General features: G+C 61.2%; 12 protein-coding genes. 9 read left to right on the forward strand and 3 right to left on the reverse strand.

The genetic code is table 11. The features are described from left to right. Positions 1-2: 2 nt before the first annotated feature. Both ACXJMY_RS32790 and ACXJMY_RS32795 read left to right on the forward strand, forming a co-directional pair. On the forward strand, positions 3-1112 hold the full coding sequence (locus tag ACXJMY_RS32790) for an ABC transporter ATP-binding protein (protein ID WP_456623486.1): 1110 nt from the start codon (positions 3-5) through the stop codon (positions 1110-1112). Beyond that, the gene (locus ACXJMY_RS32795; RefSeq protein WP_456623487.1) at positions 1109-1876 is read left to right on the forward strand and encodes an SDR family NAD(P)-dependent oxidoreductase; all 768 of its coding nucleotides are present in this window, start codon (positions 1109-1111) and stop codon (positions 1874-1876) included. Before ACXJMY_RS32790 ends, ACXJMY_RS32795 begins: the two co-directional genes overlap by 4 nt. Before the next feature lie 1042 nt (positions 1877-2918). Here ACXJMY_RS32795 and ACXJMY_RS32800 read toward each other — a convergent pair. Further along, positions 2919-3713: a hypothetical protein gene (locus ACXJMY_RS32800; protein ID WP_456623488.1), complete on the reverse strand. Its 795-nt coding sequence runs from the start codon at positions 3711-3713 to the stop codon at positions 2919-2921. 663 nt (positions 3714-4376) lie between these two features. Here ACXJMY_RS32800 and ACXJMY_RS32805 point away from each other — a divergent pair. Continuing rightward, positions 4377-6170 (forward strand): adenylate/guanylate cyclase domain-containing protein, encoded by a 1794-nt coding sequence (locus ACXJMY_RS32805; protein ID WP_456623489.1) that lies wholly within the window; start codon positions 4377-4379, stop codon positions 6168-6170. Between the two features lie 386 nt (positions 6171-6556). Here ACXJMY_RS32805 and ACXJMY_RS32810 read toward each other — a convergent pair whose 3' ends face one another. Further along, positions 6557-7519, reverse strand: a complete 963-nt coding sequence (locus ACXJMY_RS32810) for an alpha/beta fold hydrolase (RefSeq protein WP_456623490.1) — start codon at positions 7517-7519, stop codon at positions 6557-6559. A gap of 1436 nt (positions 7520-8955) precedes the next feature. Between ACXJMY_RS32810 and ACXJMY_RS32815 the strand changes: the two genes are divergently transcribed. Both ACXJMY_RS32815 and ACXJMY_RS32820 read left to right on the forward strand, forming a co-directional pair. Then, positions 8956-9168 (forward strand): PRC-barrel domain-containing protein, encoded by a 213-nt coding sequence (locus ACXJMY_RS32815; protein ID WP_456623491.1) that lies wholly within the window; start codon positions 8956-8958, stop codon positions 9166-9168. A gap of 603 nt (positions 9169-9771) precedes the next feature. Beyond that, positions 9772-11562 carry an adenylate/guanylate cyclase domain-containing protein gene (locus ACXJMY_RS32820; protein ID WP_456623492.1) on the forward strand — a complete coding sequence of 597 codons (1791 nt, stop codon included), beginning with the start codon at positions 9772-9774 and terminating at the stop codon, positions 11560-11562. 737 nt (positions 11563-12299) lie between these two features. On the opposite strand, the gene ACXJMY_RS32825 is transcribed toward ACXJMY_RS32820, so the two are convergent. Continuing rightward, entirely contained in the window at positions 12300-12881 is a 582-nt protein-coding gene (locus tag ACXJMY_RS32825) for a TetR family transcriptional regulator (RefSeq protein ID WP_456623493.1), read from the reverse strand. A 146-nt stretch (positions 12882-13027) separates the two neighbouring features. On the opposite strand from ACXJMY_RS32825, the gene ACXJMY_RS32830 reads away from it, so the two are divergent. The 4 genes from ACXJMY_RS32830 (at position 13028) to ACXJMY_RS32845 (ending at position 17282) form a co-directional block, all read left to right on the forward strand. Further along, a complete protein-coding gene (locus ACXJMY_RS32830) occupies positions 13028-14470 on the forward strand; it encodes an MATE family efflux transporter (RefSeq protein WP_456623494.1) in 1443 nt (480 codons plus the stop codon). A gap of 193 nt (positions 14471-14663) precedes the next feature. Further along, the gene (locus ACXJMY_RS32835) at positions 14664-15446 is read left to right on the forward strand and encodes a MetQ/NlpA family ABC transporter substrate-binding protein (RefSeq protein ID WP_456623495.1); all 783 of its coding nucleotides are present in this window, start codon (positions 14664-14666) and stop codon (positions 15444-15446) included. A gap of 151 nt (positions 15447-15597) precedes the next feature. Further along, positions 15598-16632: a putative FMN-dependent luciferase-like monooxygenase gene (locus tag ACXJMY_RS32840; protein ID WP_456623496.1), complete on the forward strand. Its 1035-nt coding sequence runs from the start codon at positions 15598-15600 to the stop codon at positions 16630-16632. Between the two features lie 50 nt (positions 16633-16682). Continuing rightward, the gene (locus ACXJMY_RS32845; protein WP_456623507.1) at positions 16683-17282 is read left to right on the forward strand and encodes a CMD domain protein; all 600 of its coding nucleotides are present in this window, start codon (positions 16683-16685) and stop codon (positions 17280-17282) included. The last annotated feature ends 3 nt before the right edge of the window (positions 17283-17285 follow it).

Genomic DNA, 17285 nt, shown 5'->3' on the forward strand with positions numbered 1-17285 from the left:
TCATGGCAGCACTGAGCATTCGCGCCCTGTCGAAGCGTTACGCCAATCTGGAGGTGCTGAAGGCGATCGATCTCGACATCGAGAGCGGCGAGTTCACCGTGCTGGTCGGGCCGTCCGGCTGCGGCAAGTCCACGCTGCTCAACATCGTCGCCGGGCTCGATCGCCCGAGCGCGGGGACCATCGAGATCGGCGGGCGCGTCGTCAACGACATTGCTCCGAAGGACCGCGACATCGCCATGGTGTTTCAGTCCTACGCGCTCTATCCCTCGATGACGGTGCGCCAGAACATCACCTTCGGCATGGAGTGCCGCCATGTGCCGAAGGCGGAGCAGGAGAAGGCACTGGCGAACGTGGCCCGGCTGCTCCAGATCGAGCCGCTGCTCGGTCGCAAGCCGTCGCAGCTCTCCGGCGGCCAGCGTCAGCGCGTGGCGATGGGCCGCGCGCTGGTGCGCGATCCCCTGCTGTTCCTGTTCGACGAGCCGCTCTCCAATCTCGACGCCAAGCTGCGCGTCGAGATGCGGATGGAGATCAAGCGGCTGCACCAGCGCATCGGCGCCACCATCGTCTATGTCACCCACGACCAGATCGAAGCCATGACGATGGCGACGCGGATCGCGGTGATGCATCAGGGCAGCGTGCAGCAATTCGCCGATCCCGACACTGTCTACCGCTATCCCGCCAATCTGTTCGTTGCGCGCTTCATGGGCTCGCCGCCGATGAACACGATGCCGGCACGGCTCGAGGCCGAGAATGGCGGGCCAGTGGCCGTGATCGGCGCAGGGCGGCCGGACGAGGTCCGCATTCGCCTTCGGGGATACGATGCGGCGGCGTCCTATGCCGGCCGCGAAGTGGTGCTCGGGATCAGGCCGGAATGCATTGCCGAGGGCAGCCGCGTCTTTTCCGGCGATGCGCCCATCCTCGTCGACGCGCCGGTGGAGATGGTCGAGCCCACCGGTGCGGAGACGATCGTGCTGCTGCGGCTCGGTGGCGAGCCCGTGCTGGCGCGCATCACGCCGGATATCCGACCCGCGCCTGGGGCCTCCGCCAGCTTCGCGCTCGACACCCGGCGCATTTGCCTGTTCGACCCCGAGACGGAGCGGCTGATCGCATGACCCAGACGACATATTCGAGCTTGGCGGGCCGCGTGGTGTTGATCACCGGAGGCGCCAGCGGCATCGGCGCCGCCTTCGTGCGCGCCTTCGCAGGCCAGGGGGCCCGCGTCGCCTTCCTCGACATCGATACGCAAGCGGGCGAGGCGCTGGTCAAGGAGGTGGCGGACGTCTCCGGCTCGCGGCCGCTGTTCGTGCCGTGCGATCTCCTGGACATCGAGGCCTTGCGCGCCGCAATGGCACAAGTGCACGCAGCGCTTGGCGATGCCGCGGTCCTCGTCAACAACGCCGCCAACGATCAGCGCCAGGTTCTCTCCGACGTGACGCCGGCCGAGTTCGACTGGATGATCGGCGTCAATCTCAAGCACGTCTTCTTCGCGGCGCAGGCGATCGTGCCGCAGATGCAGGCGCGCGGCGGCGGTTCGATCATCAACATGTCGTCGATTGCATGGATGCGCGGCGCGCCGGCGCTGCCGGCCTATGCGGCTGCGAAGGCGGCGATCGTCGGCTTCACCAATTCGCTCGCCCGGCTGGTCGGACCCGACCGCATCCGCGTCAACGCCATCGCGCCCGGCATGGTGATCACGGAGCGTCAGCGGCGGCTGTGGTTTCAGGACGAGCAGCAGATCGCCGAGATGCGCTCGCGTCAGGCCATTCCGGACGCGGTGGTGCCCGACGACATCGCACAGATGGCGCTGTTTCTGGCCTCCGACGAGAGCCAGCGCATCACCCGCCAGTGCTTCCAGGTCGACGGCGGGCTCGGCTAGGGCGTGTACCCATAAACCCGCGCGGTAGACAGGGCGCGTACGAGGTCCGCTGTGCCCCTGATAGCAGCGCAATAGCGGACCTCAGCGGAGGTCCGAGTTGGGCCAGAAGGCGACATCACTGCCTTGGTGTGCTAAGATGAAACTTCCAAAAGATATGAGGTCGTGATGTCGTTCGCCTCAAACGCGATCTTTTCAATTTGGCCGTTGGGCATGATGAGTCTAGGCTTTGCGGACGCTTGGTTCATCCGGCAGATGCGCCGAAATCTGGCGCCCGGAATGGCTCARTTCGAGGGCTATTCAGATTGGCGTCTTGAGGGGCGCCGCCCTGCCCTTTGGCGSGACCCGTCCGCCTACAGCGAACAAGGCAGAAGATATCGGCGCTGCGCCATYGTGGTCGAAGGCTTGTTTCTTCCTTGGTTCTTCGCAGGACTGTTGGTGTGGGTGCCRAGATGAGGCCCCAACGCTAGCGGMCTGTWGWCGTCGCAGGTCTTTCTCCTCGGGTACTACAACCGGTGCAGGCGGGATCRAAATGTTGAAGTACGGCTGCCRYKATTGAGAATAATARCGTGCACCCCASAAAGGCTGTTAGCACAGCGCGCGACTGATATCTTGCKATCATAGCTGCCTCGGGCTCATCGTATCCGAGCTGCTTKATCCAGACTTCACGCGCTCTTCGCTGAATGCCGCCCATGCCGYTCGAACGAACGAACATGTAAGTCGATCCCCTTCTCCAGACCGCCACCCTTTTCTTCGCCATTTCGATACTCAAATAAAACGAAGCGAACGAAATGCCGATCACCGAAATTACGGTTATCACGCCTGTCAGCTTACGAAGCATCTGAAGAGTCCTTCCCGGAAGCGCGTAGCACGGCACCGTCGGTATCGTGTAACTGTAGCAACCTGATCGTGACCTGCAATTGTCGGCTTTGGGTCAAACTCGGAAGTCGGCGGGTCCATGGTAGATGGTCTGCTCTGCCACTGCGAGCGGACATCACCGGACCCGCTGTTCAGGTCCGCGAAGGGCCAAAAGCTGACCCGAGCGCTAGGTCTCGTTGAGTGCGTCAATAACGAACTTCACCGCCTCGGGACGCCGCGCGTAACCGGCTGCGGCGGAGACCTTAAACCAACCGTCGAGGTTCAAATTCGGCGGGAACATTGGGACTTCAAAGTACGGAATTTCCCAGAATGAAACCAGCTGATTGGCCTGATCTGAAACGAGCCTAAGCTCCAGAGTGTTACTCGTGTAGGGTCTCCCCGCCTCGTGTTGGTAATGGGACGGAGCATCTCTATCGGCGAGCAGCAGCAAGCGGGGCTCGGCAATCTCGGGAATATTCAACTCCCGAAAGCCCACCCGCCGGCCAGTCTTCGTAGCCGAAACGCATGGGACAGGCTGGCTCATTCGATCAAGCATACGAACGTCGTAGTGATTTTCAGGGCATACGATACCTGGCGTTCGCTCGAAATAGTACCACTCGTCGCCAATGCGGCCATAAGCTTTTTCGAACCGGCCGAGAGCCACCAAGGCCTTTGGCACATAGCCATTGCCGCTCCACGTATCGACGAAAACACGAGGCTTGTTGTCGCCGGTGATGCTCACTCGTCGCCAGGACGCGACCTCCGCCTTCCGTAAAGCAGGAGCCACAACAGTCCCGTCAATAAGGTGATAGAAGTAGCTCAAAGCCGGAAATCCAACGGTGGCGGCCAAAAATAACGCCGGCCGATAGAGCCGCCAGCGGAGAACCAGATACGCTGCGTAAAACAAGCCAACGATCGAGCCGTAGAAAACGACCTGAGATATCAACAGAGATGTCGTAAGGTACGCGTTATAGATGTTCATGCTCCCGCGCCGGCCCGCCAAATGAAGTCGCTCTACCCTAACTAGAACAGGTTACGAGGGACCAAATTTATTGCATCGATTTCCGGCGGTGCACGGAAGTCCAAGGTCAGCTTCGGGCCAGATGCGGAAGTGATGTCCTTAGATTGGATAGCGCCATTTCAATGCGCGCCGTACAACCAGGAGCGCTACGAGCACGATGACCAAGACGATAAGATAAACGGCAACCGCCCACTGCTCGTGCGGCAGGTAACCCGGCGCTAACATGAGCAGCAAGAGCACGCAGAGAAGAACCCCTTGTGCGTAGAATAGCGGCGACCGAAGCATTCCCGTTGGCTTTAGTTCCGCGAGCCAGTCGCCAGCGCGCGTCGTGCGACGGTATAGAAAAGCTAAAGCTGCGAAGGCGAAAAACCATGCCATGCGATTGAGCTACCATTATAGGATTTAAGATTTCTCAACGCGCGGTGGAAAATGCATCGCAGTTCCCCCGATGTCGCCTATGGGTCATGAGCGTTGGTTTGCCTCTGGGGTGATGACTTCCGGTCTGACCGGATAAGCGGACATCGTGAGATCGAACGGGGATGTCTCGAACGGGCCAATAGGCGACATAGCGGATGGGCAAGCCTTGCAACTTGTTCTATAATTGCGCCTGGTTGGATTGTGGCTATGGTGCRGGAGCGGCCAGTCCGGGTTGAGCGCAGGTTGGCGGCTATATTGGCCGCCGACGTGGCAGGCTACTCTCGACTCATGCACCATGCCGAAGAGGCAACGCACGCCAAACTATCCGCGCTTCTGACCGAGGTTGTCCATCCCGCAATCGCCGACCACGGCGGCCGCATCGTGAAGAACACCGGGGACGGATTCTTGGCGGAGTTTCCGAGCGCGGTTCAAGCGGTCCGGGCTGCTGCGGAGTTTCAAGCCCGCGTCAACCACCTAGCGGTTGGCGACACGGAAAACAAACGCCTTGCTTTCCGTGTCGGCATCAATGTCGGCGACGTCATTATCGAGCCGCATGACGTCTTTGGCGACGGCGTAAACATTGCGGCGCGGCTTGAGAGCATCGCAGAACCGGGCGGCATCTGCATCTCGTCTTCGGCTTACGACCATATCCGGGGCAAGGTTGGCGTTGAGTTCGCCGATCTGGGCGAGCAAAACCTCAAAAATATTGCTTCCCCGGTCCGAGCCTATACGGCGGTCCAGGACGGACGCAACTCGGCGACACGGCCTGATGGCGTTGGGTCGACCATTCGTCCGCCACCTCGTCTTTCCATTGTTGTGCTGCCCTTCGCCAATCTTAGTGGCGAGAAGCAGCAGGACGATTTCGTCGATGCGATTACAGAAAATCTTACTACGGACATATCTCGCCTTCCCGATTATTTCGTTATTTCGTGCAAGACGGCTTTCGCATTCAAGGGCAAAATTGTGGATGCTCGACAGATTGGCCGCGAGCTTGGAGTCCGCTACGTGCTGGAAGGCAGCGTGCAGAGCGGGACCGATCGCCTGCGCGTGAACGCAAAACTCATCGACACAGAAACAGGCGCACACCTCTGGGCCGAGCGATTTGACAAGCCACGGGCAGACCCGTTCGACATGCAAGATGAGATCACGGCCCGGCTCGCACGGGCTATGGATGTCCAGCTGGTGGCAGCGGAGACGCGGCGTCTAGAGCGCGAGGAACCAAAGGAATTGGATGCGGTCGACCTCGCCCTTCGCGGGTGGACGGCATTTTCCCAAAAAGTGTCAGTCGCCGGGGCCCGCGAAGCACGGAGCATATTTGAGGAGGCGCTCCGCGTCGACAATACCAACGTCGATGTGCTGATGGGCTTGGTCGAAACCCACCTATGGGAAGTCAACGCCTACATGTCCCAGGCGCGTGCTGAGCAAGTCCGTCTGGCCGAGGCAGCAATGTTCAAAGCGTCGCAACTGACGCCACTCACTAGCCGCATGCATTTTTGTCGCGCCGCGTTGTTGATCGCCTTGCGAGCACCAGAGCGAGCTCTTCGCGAGATTGAACTCGCCATGAGCTTGGATCCCGATTTGCCCTATGTTCACATGAGAGCAGGGTGGGTTAAGATTTTTCTTGGGCGTGGCGAGGAGACCGAAGGCCATGTGACCACCGCGATGCGCCTCAGCCCGCGCGATCCAATGCTCGGAAATTGGTACGCGATTCTTGGTCTGGCGGATCTGCAACTCGGTAGGCTCGACATGGCTGTGGACCGTTTGCGGAAGGCTATCGAGATTGCTCCCAATAATGAGCTCCCCTACTTCCATCTAGCCGCGGCTCTGGCTCTTCAGGACCGTAAATCGGAAGCGGCGCAAGCCAGCGAAATGGGGGGGCTGCTGGCTCCCATTTTCCGCATCGGTAAGTGCCGTGTTGAAGTCCAAAGCGGCAACCCTGTTTTCTTACTCCAGCGCAATCGAATCTATGAAGGTATGGAAAGGGCCGGCATCCCAGAGTGATGTCATTTCACAAGGCTAACAGAGAGATGATGTCATCGATCAACGGTCAACTCCAGTGCGCTTCCACTTCAAGGCTTCAGTTGATGCAGACCATCTTTTCAATAGCCCGCGCACGGCCAGGTTGCCGGAAAGACTGCATAATGGTCGAGCAAACAGTGTCTTCAGTTCTCCTGTGCAAGGGCAAAGGCCGGTTCGGAAACTCCGAGGTAATAAGCCGAACATCCGGTAGGTCCGCTTAGGGTCAATCGCGTCACTTTGGCTGCGTGCCGTTCTCTTCCAGTCCAACCTGATAAGCGGACATCTTCAGATCGGACCGGCATGTCTCAAACGGGCCAAAACGCGACATTTCGTTGCTTGCCGCGTCTACGCAAGTGCCCGTTCGCGATCTATAACTGTTTCAGGAATTCCAGGAGCGCATTGCTTACGTCTTTGGCGCGCTCTTGCTGAGTCCAATGACCGCAACCTTTCAAGACTATTGTCTCGCGAAGCAAGGGCACGAACTGTTTCAGGCTAGGGACGAGATGGCTCCAACTCGGCGATCTGTAAACCCCGTCTCGATCGCCAACGACATAGAGTGCCGGGACCTGAACCTTTGCGCCGGACCATGGTGCGAGCAACTCCCAATTGCGATCAATGTTGCGATACCAATTCAAACCTCCTCCAAAGCCGGTGCGCTTGAACTCCTCAACGTAAAATTCGATGTCACTGTCCGTGAGCCACGTCGGCAATGATTGGGTTGTAGGCTTCCCATCAAGCCACCCCCCCTCACTAGGAAGCATCGTGAGCGACGCAGGATCCTCAACCGGCGCATCGCCAGATAGGGCGAACAATGTCGTCTTGATTGCGTTGTGGACGTCTTTTTCGAGTTCTGCCTCGGCAACGCCCGGCGTCTGGAAATACAGTTGATAGAAGCGCTGCTTTTCGGCCCTCGGCATGACAGTGCTTGGTCGGTCGGGACCACGTACCGGAAACGGCACGCTCAAGCCAACGACAGCCCTAAATCGATCCGGTCTAAACAGAGCGCAGCGCCAAGCGACCGGCGCTCCCCAATCATGTCCGACAACGACTGCTTGATCCGTGCCGATCGCGTCGAGCAATCCGATCATGTCTCCGGTCAAATGCAATAGAGTGTATTGATCGATCGCATCCGGTTTGTCCGTCTGCCCATAACCGCGCATGTCGGGCGCGATGGCGCGATATCCGGCGGCAGCGAGCGCTTCCAACTGGTGCCGCCACGAATACCAGCACTCCGGAAAGCCATGGCAGAGAAGCACGGTGGGGCCGCTCCCTGCTTCGGCCAGGTGCATTCGAATGCCATTTGTCTCTATAAATCGAAGTGAGATCGTCATTGCCAACCTCCGCAAGATCATTGATCTGATAGCTAATCAGTCACATTGTGAGCTCCAGCCACAACCGAAGTGGCTCCGCCGACACCCAGCCGAACGGCGGACCGCCAAAACGACATGCTCTACGAATTTATTTTCGAGCCCGCACCCGCCTCCGGCAGCATCGGCGCAAGGTCGGCTTCGGGTCAAAGGCGGCGGTCAGCCTATCAGTCGGGCGACGTCCGGCTCCCGTCAGACAGCAGACATGGGAATGTCTCCCGTGGTGTTCAGCTCAGGGCCAATATCGGAAGTACCGGACGCGACGCAGAAGCAGCAGAACTATTCTTGCGTTCAATCCGACAGAACGCGAATATGGGGATGAAGCAAAGGTGTTACAGCGTTCCTTGCCAGACGACGCTAAGGATCATCGCGCGCGGGCTGGGGCCGCAAATTCGACGAGCCGATCGCTCTGCCGAAGGGGCGCGATGCCCCTCATGATTTGGGCAGCCTCGCCGAGGCGTTTTGAGTTGCGCTGGCCGTTAGCTCCCGGACCGATGCAAGAACGGATCCACGGACTCGACTAGCCGGGTCGCCAATTGGGCGGTGGTAGGCGTCGATTGCTTTTCGGGCGGCAGCGAGCCGACAGAATGGACCGCCAGTCCGGCACCAGCGGCAAAGACCACTATCGCAATTGCAGCAAGATATTCGATCCTCATGGCGATGGTTCCTCCATCGACCCCACGTACTAACCGGAGACGCCGATAAATGGTTCCAGGAGTGCTGTTTGACCCTAGCCCTTGGAACGCCCGCTTGCGTGCCGTCCGGAAGGCATCCTCGTCAATCCGTTGGAGCGCGGTGACGTGGGTCCCGATCTATTACACGCGGCGAGTTCCTCGATAGGTCGGCCGCACTCTCCAATTGTTTCCCCATTCCGTCCGGAGCGGCGTCGCGACGAATGATCGGGAACGAAAGCTCCGGTCAGGACTTTAGAAACGAGAGACCGCCGCTCGCCGGTAACAAAACGGCGCATGTCGCAGATAGCCAAAGGTCGTTGCGAAAGACCCGCTGTTCTCAGAACAAGCGCTCGCGCAGATAGCCAACAGCGGCGGTCTCAGGTCCACTCAGAATTACCAGCCGTGCTCGCAAGAGGGAGAGCTGCGGGAGGGGTAGGTGCTGGGTCTCGGCGCTTTCTATTACTCGAACGAGTCGTCGCTATGCGAAATCGCGTTGACATAGACCACGCACACAGCCGAGCAATCGTCCGAGAGATTGGGGAGAGACTGCGTGCGTTCCTGAAAGAAGAACCGGAACTATCGGGGAGCCTCAGAACGCAAATCGACCGGCTGCGGGAATTGGAAGAGCAGTCACCATCAATCGTTCCCCATGCTGAGCGCTGGGACAAACCTTGGCGTTGAGCCGCCTCGGGACAGCACAGACGGCTCGGCCGAACAGGACGAGCAATGCCGCCACCAGTAATGGTCCGTGCATCAAACATCTTGAGAGAGTACGGTGAGGCGCGATCCGAGTTGATCGGCAAAGCCGTCGTCCTTACCGACGGAAAGGCAGGCACGGTCGAGAGCGTTTCGCTGGACGAACTGCACGGGCTCCGCGTTTCGATCGCAGGTTTTGATGGAAGATGGCCGGTCTCAACCATCAAGTTTGCGGAGTCCTAGATCCCGCAGCAGCTGCGCGTTGCCCAGATGGCGTGCTGCTTTCACAGCATTCCAATCAAGATGAAAATCCCGACCTCGGTCAGGAAAGTGACGCTCATGATCGCGACCGTGAGGAACACGTCGCTCGCCGAGAGAGGGTCCATGAATGCCTCGCATCTTGCGAAGCCCCAGGAGTAAATCATTCAGGCTGGAAAATGTTTCGGTTCCAAACGCAGACGGCGCGAGATGCGGGCGGCGCCGGAATCCGGAGCGGACCCAAAGCGAAGTCCGCTTAGGGTCAAGATGCGAAGAACTCGACCTGAGCAAACCTGGTCCGCCATGCCTCACTGAGCGGACCTCAACGAGGTGCGCCGCTACTTCACTGATGGGCCAGAAGGCGACATCATCTCATCTGCGACGGCCGAGCAATGGACGAAGCGTTCCCAGGCGAGCGCCCGATTTTTGGGGTTGAACGGGGAACCGATTGGAGGCCATTCCGATTGATGCAGCCGTCACCATGGTCATCTTCGGGCGATTACGCCCACTTTGCCGTCCCGCTTGAGTGGTYGTGGCACGGCAGCCGGATTTATCGTAGAATGTGCAGGTCAAAAAGGTCTGCAGGTCATGGCGCAAGAGCGGCCGTCCCGGATCGAACGCAGATTGTCGGCGATATTGGCCGCCGACGTGGCGGGCTATTCGCGGCTGATGCACCATGACGAGGAGGCTACGCATGCCAAACTGACGACGCTCCTCATGGAGGCCGTCTACCCCGCGATCGCCGAGCACGGTGGCCGCGTCGTGAAAAACACAGGCGATGGGTTTTTGGCGGAGTTTGCCAGCGCGGTAGAGGCGGTTCGGGCCGCGATGCAGTTCCAGACCCGGACTCACGAACTTACGATCGATGAGCCGGAAGACAATCACATTGCCTTTCGGGTGGGCATTAATATAGGCGACGTGATTGTCGAACCGCATGACATTTTTGGGGACGGCGTAAACATTGCGGCGCGGCTCGAAAGCATCGCAGAAGCAGGCGGTATCTGCATCTCGTCTTCCGCGTATGACCACGTCAGAGGTAAAGTGGGCATCGAGTTCGCTGATCTGGGCGAGCAGAACCTCAAGAACATCGCCCTTCCGGTCCGGACCTATGCAGCGGTCCGGGATGGGCCTAGCTCCGAGACACAGGTTGAACGCGCAAGTCGGGCCCGGCTTTCAACGCCGCGCCTATCCATCGTCGTGCTACCCTTCGCGAACCTGAGCGGGGATCGCGAGCAGGACTATTTCGTGGATGGTGTAACCGAGAGTTTGACCACGGACTTGTCGCGCATCGCTGGTTCATTTGTCATCGCAGGGAACAGCGCCGTCTCATACAAGGGCAGAGCAGTCGATGTACGGCAAGTCGGCCGCGAATTAAACGTTCGCTACGTGCTCGAAGGCTCAGTGCAACGCAGCGGCAAGAGGCTTCGGATGAACGTGCAGTTGATCGATGCCAGGAGCGGCCAGCATCTTTGGGCCGAGCGCTTCGAGAAGCCTGTCGTCGACCTGTTCGACATGCAGGACGAAATCGTATCGATGCTCGCCAATACATTAGGTGCGCAGCTCATCGTGGCTGAGGCGCGACGAGCCGAGCGTACGCTGCATCCCGATGCGATGGACTTGTACTTCCAGGGCCGGGCCTGGTTGATGAAGGGGTTTAGCCCTGAAGACGTAACGCAGGCGCGGAGCTTCTTCGAACGCGCTCTGGAGTTCGACCCCGGCAACGTCGAAGCAATGATTGGCCTGGCAACTGTTGATACGGCAATTGGGTCCAGCTTTACCACGGATGATGGGCCTGCGCGGTTTGCAGCGGCTGAGGCGATGGTGAATAAGGCATTGTCGATCAGGCCGAACTATACTTCAGCCCACTCGGCTCGGGGTTGGGTCCAGATCTTTACGAACCGGGCCGCCCAAGGCATCCGTGAATTCGAGCATGCGTTGGCGCTGGATTCGAATAGGGCCAACTCTCATGCCGCCCTTGGTTTTGCCAAATTCTATTTGGGTCGTGCTGCCGAGACCGAAGGCCATATACGCGAGGCTTTACGTCTCTCCCCTCGCGACGTTGAAGCCTACCAGTGGACGTGTTTTGTGGGCGTGGCGAAGCTACAGCTTGGTTTGGACGTCGAAGCCGTCAATTGGCTACGACAAAGCACTGAGGCGAACCGCAACTTTCCTATCGCTCATTTGTCGCTCGCCGCAGCGTTGGGCCTGACCGGCGCGCTCGATGAGGCGCGAACTGCTGCGAGAACGGGACTTGCGCTCAACTCAGGTTTCACCATCCGTCGTTTTGTCGCTGCTCAACAAAGTGACAACACGGCTTTTCTTGCCGGGCTCAAGCGCACGTGTGAAGGCTTTCGCCTCGCTGGCGTGCCGGAAGGGTGATGGGCGCTTCCGGTCAGAAGCCGACTTCAGCGCGTTCCTGCCCTACGTCGGCTTTGGGTCAATTGCGTCGGTTTGGGCCGTGAGGCGATGACTTCCGGTCTAACCGGATAAGCGGACGTGGTTAGATCGGGCCCGCACGTCTCGAACGGGCCAAGAAGCGACATTGCAACCTGGCGCTGCTATAATGGAGGTCGCAAATAGGGACGGCCGACGCTCCGCTGGCTCATCGCAAGGCATACCCAATGAGACTTCGTCTTATCGTAAGGGTCGTTGGAGCGTGGGTTGCCTCGCTCGCCATTCTAGCCACAGTGCTTACCTGCCTTGGTCACTTCGCGGGTAACAACGGCGTTGAGGCTCTATGGCTGGTCAAGCTTCTTGCGCACGTGTCCATTCCGTTAGTAGCATTCGCCTCGCTAGCTTGTCTCGGGTTTCCGCAATCAATATGCGGTCATCCCGCCCGATGGACGATGATAGCTGTCCTTACGACTTCAGTTATCGCCTCTCTAGTCGGAGGCGGAGCCGGGTTGATATTCTCACTCATGGTCACCATTCCTGCCGCTGGGCTCTTCTTGATTTCCGCACGGTGGTGGCCATTGAAGACGGGGAGTGCCTAAGTTCGGCAATGGGTCACCAGCGGTAATGCTCTGACTGATAGTAAGATTTCCGCTTAGCCTTCAGAAGCTGACATCTAGGCCGTTATGAGTACACGCCCTAGGCCAGGGCCCGCCGCGTTGTCGTCAGGCGGCGCGCTCGACGAGGGCGATTGCGGCGTCTACCGCGTTCTCCAGGATCTCCTCCGACAATTGCCGGTCGTTGACGGCGCGTGACAATTGCAGCGCGCCGACCATGGTGGCGTAGACCGAGATCGCCTTGCGCCGCCGCTCTTCGCGCGAGCCTTGCGGAATCTGCGCCGCCATTAGCGTGATGATATCGGACATCTTTCCGGTGAAGGCATCGCGCGTCGCCTTCGGATGCCGCGCGATCTCGGAAACCAGCGCTGCGGTCGGGCAGCCGGTTGCCGCGTGGTCGCGATGACGCGGCGAGAGGTAGTCGCGGATCGTGGTTTCGAGCGCGACGCCGTTCTCGAGATTGTCCTTGTGCCGCTGTTCGCGCCGTTCCAGCGCATCGCACAGCACCGCGCGCACCAGATCCTCCTTGGAGGCGAAATGCGTGTAGAACGCCCCGTTGGTCAGGCCGGCCTCCGCCATGATGCCGGCGAGGCCGACCGCGGCGATGCCGCTCTCGCGGAATTGCACTGATGCGACATCGAGGATGTGCCGCCGCGTCGTGTCCCGGTGTCCCTTGTCGTAACGCGCCATGTTGCCTCCTGCGAGCCGGCCGGTCCCTGGGCCACAAAATCGTGAGGGCCGGCCTATTGCATTACGATCATAATAATACATTATGGTCATAATATAAAGGGGTGGCCCTGTGGGCTGCGGCCTCAGGGAACCACAGGATCGTACCCATGTCAGTCGAGGATGCCGCCGCGCCGGCCCTGTCCGCCACGCATTCCGTGGCCAGCACCGCGGCTCCGCTTCGCCAGGCGGCGACCGTTCCGAACGCGGCCGAGCGCAGGCGCGCGGCGCTCCTGACCGCGCCAATCCTGCCGACGTTGCTCAAGCTCGCGGCGCCGACGGTGACCGTGCTGGTGGCGCAGACCGCGGTCAACATCGCGGAGGCCTATTATGTCGGCTATCTCGGCACCGATGCGCTCGCGGGCGCCGCGCTGGTGTTCCCGATCTTCATGCTGATGACCATGATGTCGAATGGCGGGTTCGGCTCGGGCGTCGCGTCCTCGGTGGCGCGCGCGGTCGGCGCCGGCCGCCGCGATGACGCCGAGGCGGCGCTGTTTCATGCTGTGGTGCTCGCGATCCTTGCCGGCGGCGTGTTCACGCTCGGCGTGATCCTCGGCGGCCCATGGCTCTATCGGACCCTCGGCGGCCACGGCGGCGCGCTCGCCGCTGCCACCACCTATTCCAACTATCTGTTCGCCGGCGCCATTCCGGTGTGGATCGTGAACCTCCAGGCCGCGGCGCTGCGCGGCTCCGGCAATGTCAAGGTGCCCGCGCTGGTGACATTGGTCGGCGCGATCGTGACCATTCCGGTCTCGCCGCTGCTGATCTTCGGCTTCGGACCGGTGCCGCGGCTCGGCATTGGCGGCGCCGGCGTCGCCTTCGGCCTCTATTACGGCGCGGCGATGCTGTTCCTGCTGCGCTACATGGCTTCGGGGGCGACCGGCCTCCGGCTGCATCTTGTGCCATTGCGCGCAAAAATCTTCGGCGACATGCTGAAGGTCGGCATTCCCACCGCCTTCAACGCGGTGCTGACCAACCTCACCGTCATCCTCGTGACCGGCGCGGTCGGCCTGTTCGGCACCTCGGCGCTCGCGGGCTACGGCATCGCCTCGCGGCTCGACTACATCATGATCCCGCTGCTGTTCGGCATCAGCACGGCGACGCTGACCATGGTCGGCGTCAACATGGGCGCGGGCCAGACGGCACGGGCGCGCCGGATCGGCTGGATCAGCGGCCTGGTCGGCATGGTCATGACCGGCACGATCGGCTTGCTGGTGGCGATCTTCCCGACGGCCTGGCTCAATCTCTTCAGCCACGATGCCGAGGTGGTGGGTGAAGGCATGACCTACCTGCGCATCGTCGCGCCGGCCTATGCCGCGCTCGGCTTCGGCTTCGTCGCCTCCTTCGCGGCCCAAGGCACCGGCCGCGCCATGGGGCCGCTCATCTCCTCGGTTGCGCGGATTTTGATCGCGGCCGGCGGCGGCTGGATCGCGGTGGCGAGCTTTGGCGCCGGCATGGCGGGGCTCGCCACCATGGTCACGGTGTCACTTGCCGCCTACGCCGTGATCTGCGTCCTGATCATGCTGTCGCCGGCGACCTGGCGGGCGGAGTAGGGTTGCGCCACCACTGGCGCCCGATGCGCTCCGGCGCCTCGGGCTGTGCCGCGCGTTTCCATTCCCCATTCGCCGTCGAGGGAGAAACAGTGTCCCGCCACGGGGGCGAATTTTGAATTTCCATTTCATTGATTTCGCGTTGCGGAGAAGCGAATACGGTTCCAATCATTGTCGCAGACCTACGGAGACCAAGATGTCGTTTCGCCTCCCCCTGATCCTCTCGGCCGTGCTCGCCGCATGGTCCGCCGCGGCTGCGGCCGAGACCATCAAGATCGGCGTGACGCCGGGCCCGCATGCGCAGATCTTCGAGGCCGTGAAGCCGATTGCGGCGAAGCAGGGCCTCGATATTCAGTTGATCGAGTTCTCCGACTATGTCGTGCCGAACGCCGCGCTCGATGCCGGCGACATCCAGGCCAATTCGTTCCAGAACCAGCCCTATCTCGACAATCAGAAGGCCGACCGCGGCTACAAGATCGAGCCCGTCGGGCTGACTGTGAACTTCCCGATCGGCGTCTATTCGAAGAAGCACAAGGCGTTCGCCGACATCCCCGAGGGCGGCAAGGTCTCGATCCCGAACGATCCGACCAATGGCGGCCGCGTGCTGCTGCTCCTGCGCGACAAGGGCGTGATCAAGCTCAAGGATGGCACGGGCTTCAAGCCGACGGTGCTCGACATCACCGAGAATCCCAAGAAGCTGAAATTCATCGAGGTCGACGCCGCGCAGGCGCCGCGCGCACTCGATGACGTCGATGCAGCGGCGATCAATACCAATTATGCAACCCAGGCGGGCCTCGATCCGGTCAAGGATCCGATCCTGCGCGAGGATCCGAAGGGACCCTATGTCAACCTGATCGCCGTTCGCGCGGCCGACAAGGACAAGCCCTGGGTCAAGATCCTCGTGGACAGCTATCACACGCCGGAGGTCAAGGAGTTCATCTTGACCAAGTTCAAGGGCGCGGTGCTGCCGAGCTGGTAGGCAGGTTGCCCAGTCAAGCTCCATCAGAGGGGCGAAATACAGGCGACGTGGCAGCCTTGGGCAGTGGCAGCCTTGCGCAATGCCCGCTTGTCTCGGGCTGCGGCAACCGACATCATCGGGGCCGTGGCAATGTCTGCCCGGCAGGGGTCGCATGAAACGTTTCGCAAACCTGAAGAGACTTGGCTTCTTCACGCGCCTTCTCGATGAAGCGCCTCCGGCCGAGCGATACCGCTTCGCGGCCGAGCAGATCGTGCGCGCCGAAAAGGCGGGCCTTGATTCCGCGTGGATCGCGCAGCACCATTTTCATGAGCGCGAGGGCGGATTGCCGTCGCCCTTCGCCTTTCTCGGCTACGTCGCCGCACAGACCTCGCGTATTCGCCTCGGCACCGGCATCGTCACCCTGCCGCTGGAGAGTGCGGTGCGGGTGGCCGAGGACGCCGCGGTGCTCGATCTGCTCTGCGACGGCCGGTTCGAGCTCGGCGTCGGCACCGGCGGCAACCCGTCGGCGTTTGCCGCCTTCGGTCTCGACAGCACCCAGCGCAACGAGATCTTCGCGCGCAATCTGGACGTGGTCCGCACCGCGCTTGCCGGCAAGCCGCTTGTCGGTGGCGACACGCTCTATCCGCAGCGGCCGCAATTATGCGACCGGATCTGGCAGGCGACATTTTCGGTGGCCGGCGGCGCGCGCGCCGGCAAGGCCGGCGACGGCCTGCTGCTGTCCCGCACCCAGCCGCGGACCAAGGACGCGCCGCGCGCAACGCTCGCCGAGATCCAGAATCCGGTCATCGATGCTTATCTCGAAGCGCTGCCGCCGGGGCGCGAGCCCCGCATCATGGCATCGCGCAGCGTCTTCGTTGCCGACGATCGTCGCGAGGCGATGCGCCTTGCCGATATCGGGCTGCGGCGCGCACTCCCGCAGTTCATGAAGGGCGGCCACCTTCCCCCGGGCGAGACGCTGGAGGAGATGATCGCGGCGTTCGACACCCATGTCGGCGCGGCCGACGACGTCATCGCTTCGCTCCGCGCTGACGCCACGCTGGAGCGGGTCACCGATCTGGTCTTCCAGGCGCACTCGGTCGATGCGCCGCATCCCCACATCCTGCGCTCGATCGAACTGGTTGCGGACAAGGTCGCACCGGCGCTGGGCTGGACCAGGACGGCGCCCGATGTCGCTTTGGCGGGCTAGCTTGGCGGGTTGATTGAAATGAACGTCATCGCGTTGCACGAGGCTGAATGATGAGCACGACGGATATCATCGACACGCTCGCGGGGATCGAGCCGGGATCTGCCCTGGACGCCATCCGCGCGAAGCGCGTGCAGGCGCGTGATAATGCGCAGAAGAGCTATCTCGCGCTGTTCGAGCCGATCGACGCCAGCGACTTCTCCCTTGTGGAGCGCGCGGCGGTTGCCCTTTTCGTCACCGGCCTTCATGGCGAATCCCCGGTGGCTGCCTTCTATCGGGCGAAGCTCGTGGCGAGCGCGGATGGCGCGCGCTTGGTCGAGGCGATCGAGACCGAGGTCGCGCGGGGCAAGACCTCGGGTCCGTATGGCTCCTTTCCGGCCGGACCGCTGTCTGTCGAGAATACGGCCGGCCTGATCTATCGCGTAAGTGCAGAGCGCAAGCCGGTCCTCGGCGCGCGGCTCGTCGCGGCGCTCGAACATGCGCATCTGCTGGTGTTCCGGCCGCGCGACGCAGCGGCAGCGGACATGAAGGCGCTGCTTGGCGCCGGCTGGTCTGACAGCGGCATCGTCACATTTTCTCAGCTCGTTGCGTTCCTGTCGTTTCAGGTGCGCGTCGTCAGCGGTTTGCGCACGCTCGCCGCAGCAAACGCGTAGGAG

This window comes from Bradyrhizobium sp. P5_C12, from assembly GCF_054049735.1.

Coding starts and splice junctions, on each gene's coding strand:
- ACXJMY_RS32845 (WP_456623507.1), top strand. CDS start 16,683: ATGAGCACGACGGATATCATCGACACGCTCGCGGGGATCGAGCCGGGA.
- ACXJMY_RS32820 (WP_456623492.1), top strand. CDS start 9,772: ATGGCGCAAGAGCGGCCGTCCCGGATCGAACGCAGATTGTCGGCGATA.
- ACXJMY_RS32830 (WP_456623494.1), top strand. CDS start 13,028: ATGTCAGTCGAGGATGCCGCCGCGCCGGCCCTGTCCGCCACGCATTCC.
- ACXJMY_RS32815 (WP_456623491.1), top strand. CDS start 8,956: ATGCCGCCACCAGTAATGGTCCGTGCATCAAACATCTTGAGAGAGTAC.
- ACXJMY_RS32835 (WP_456623495.1), top strand. CDS start 14,664: ATGTCGTTTCGCCTCCCCCTGATCCTCTCGGCCGTGCTCGCCGCATGG.
- ACXJMY_RS32840 (WP_456623496.1), top strand. CDS start 15,598: ATGAAACGTTTCGCAAACCTGAAGAGACTTGGCTTCTTCACGCGCCTT.
- ACXJMY_RS32810 (WP_456623490.1), bottom strand. CDS start 7,519: ATGACGATCTCACTTCGATTTATAGAGACAAATGGCATTCGAATGCAC.
- ACXJMY_RS32825 (WP_456623493.1), bottom strand. CDS start 12,881: ATGGCGCGTTACGACAAGGGACACCGGGACACGACGCGGCGGCACATC.
- ACXJMY_RS32800 (WP_456623488.1), bottom strand. CDS start 3,713: ATGAACATCTATAACGCGTACCTTACGACATCTCTGTTGATATCTCAG.
- ACXJMY_RS32790 (WP_456623486.1), top strand. CDS start 3: ATGGCAGCACTGAGCATTCGCGCCCTGTCGAAGCGTTACGCCAATCTG.
- ACXJMY_RS32795 (WP_456623487.1), top strand. CDS start 1,109: ATGACCCAGACGACATATTCGAGCTTGGCGGGCCGCGTGGTGTTGATC.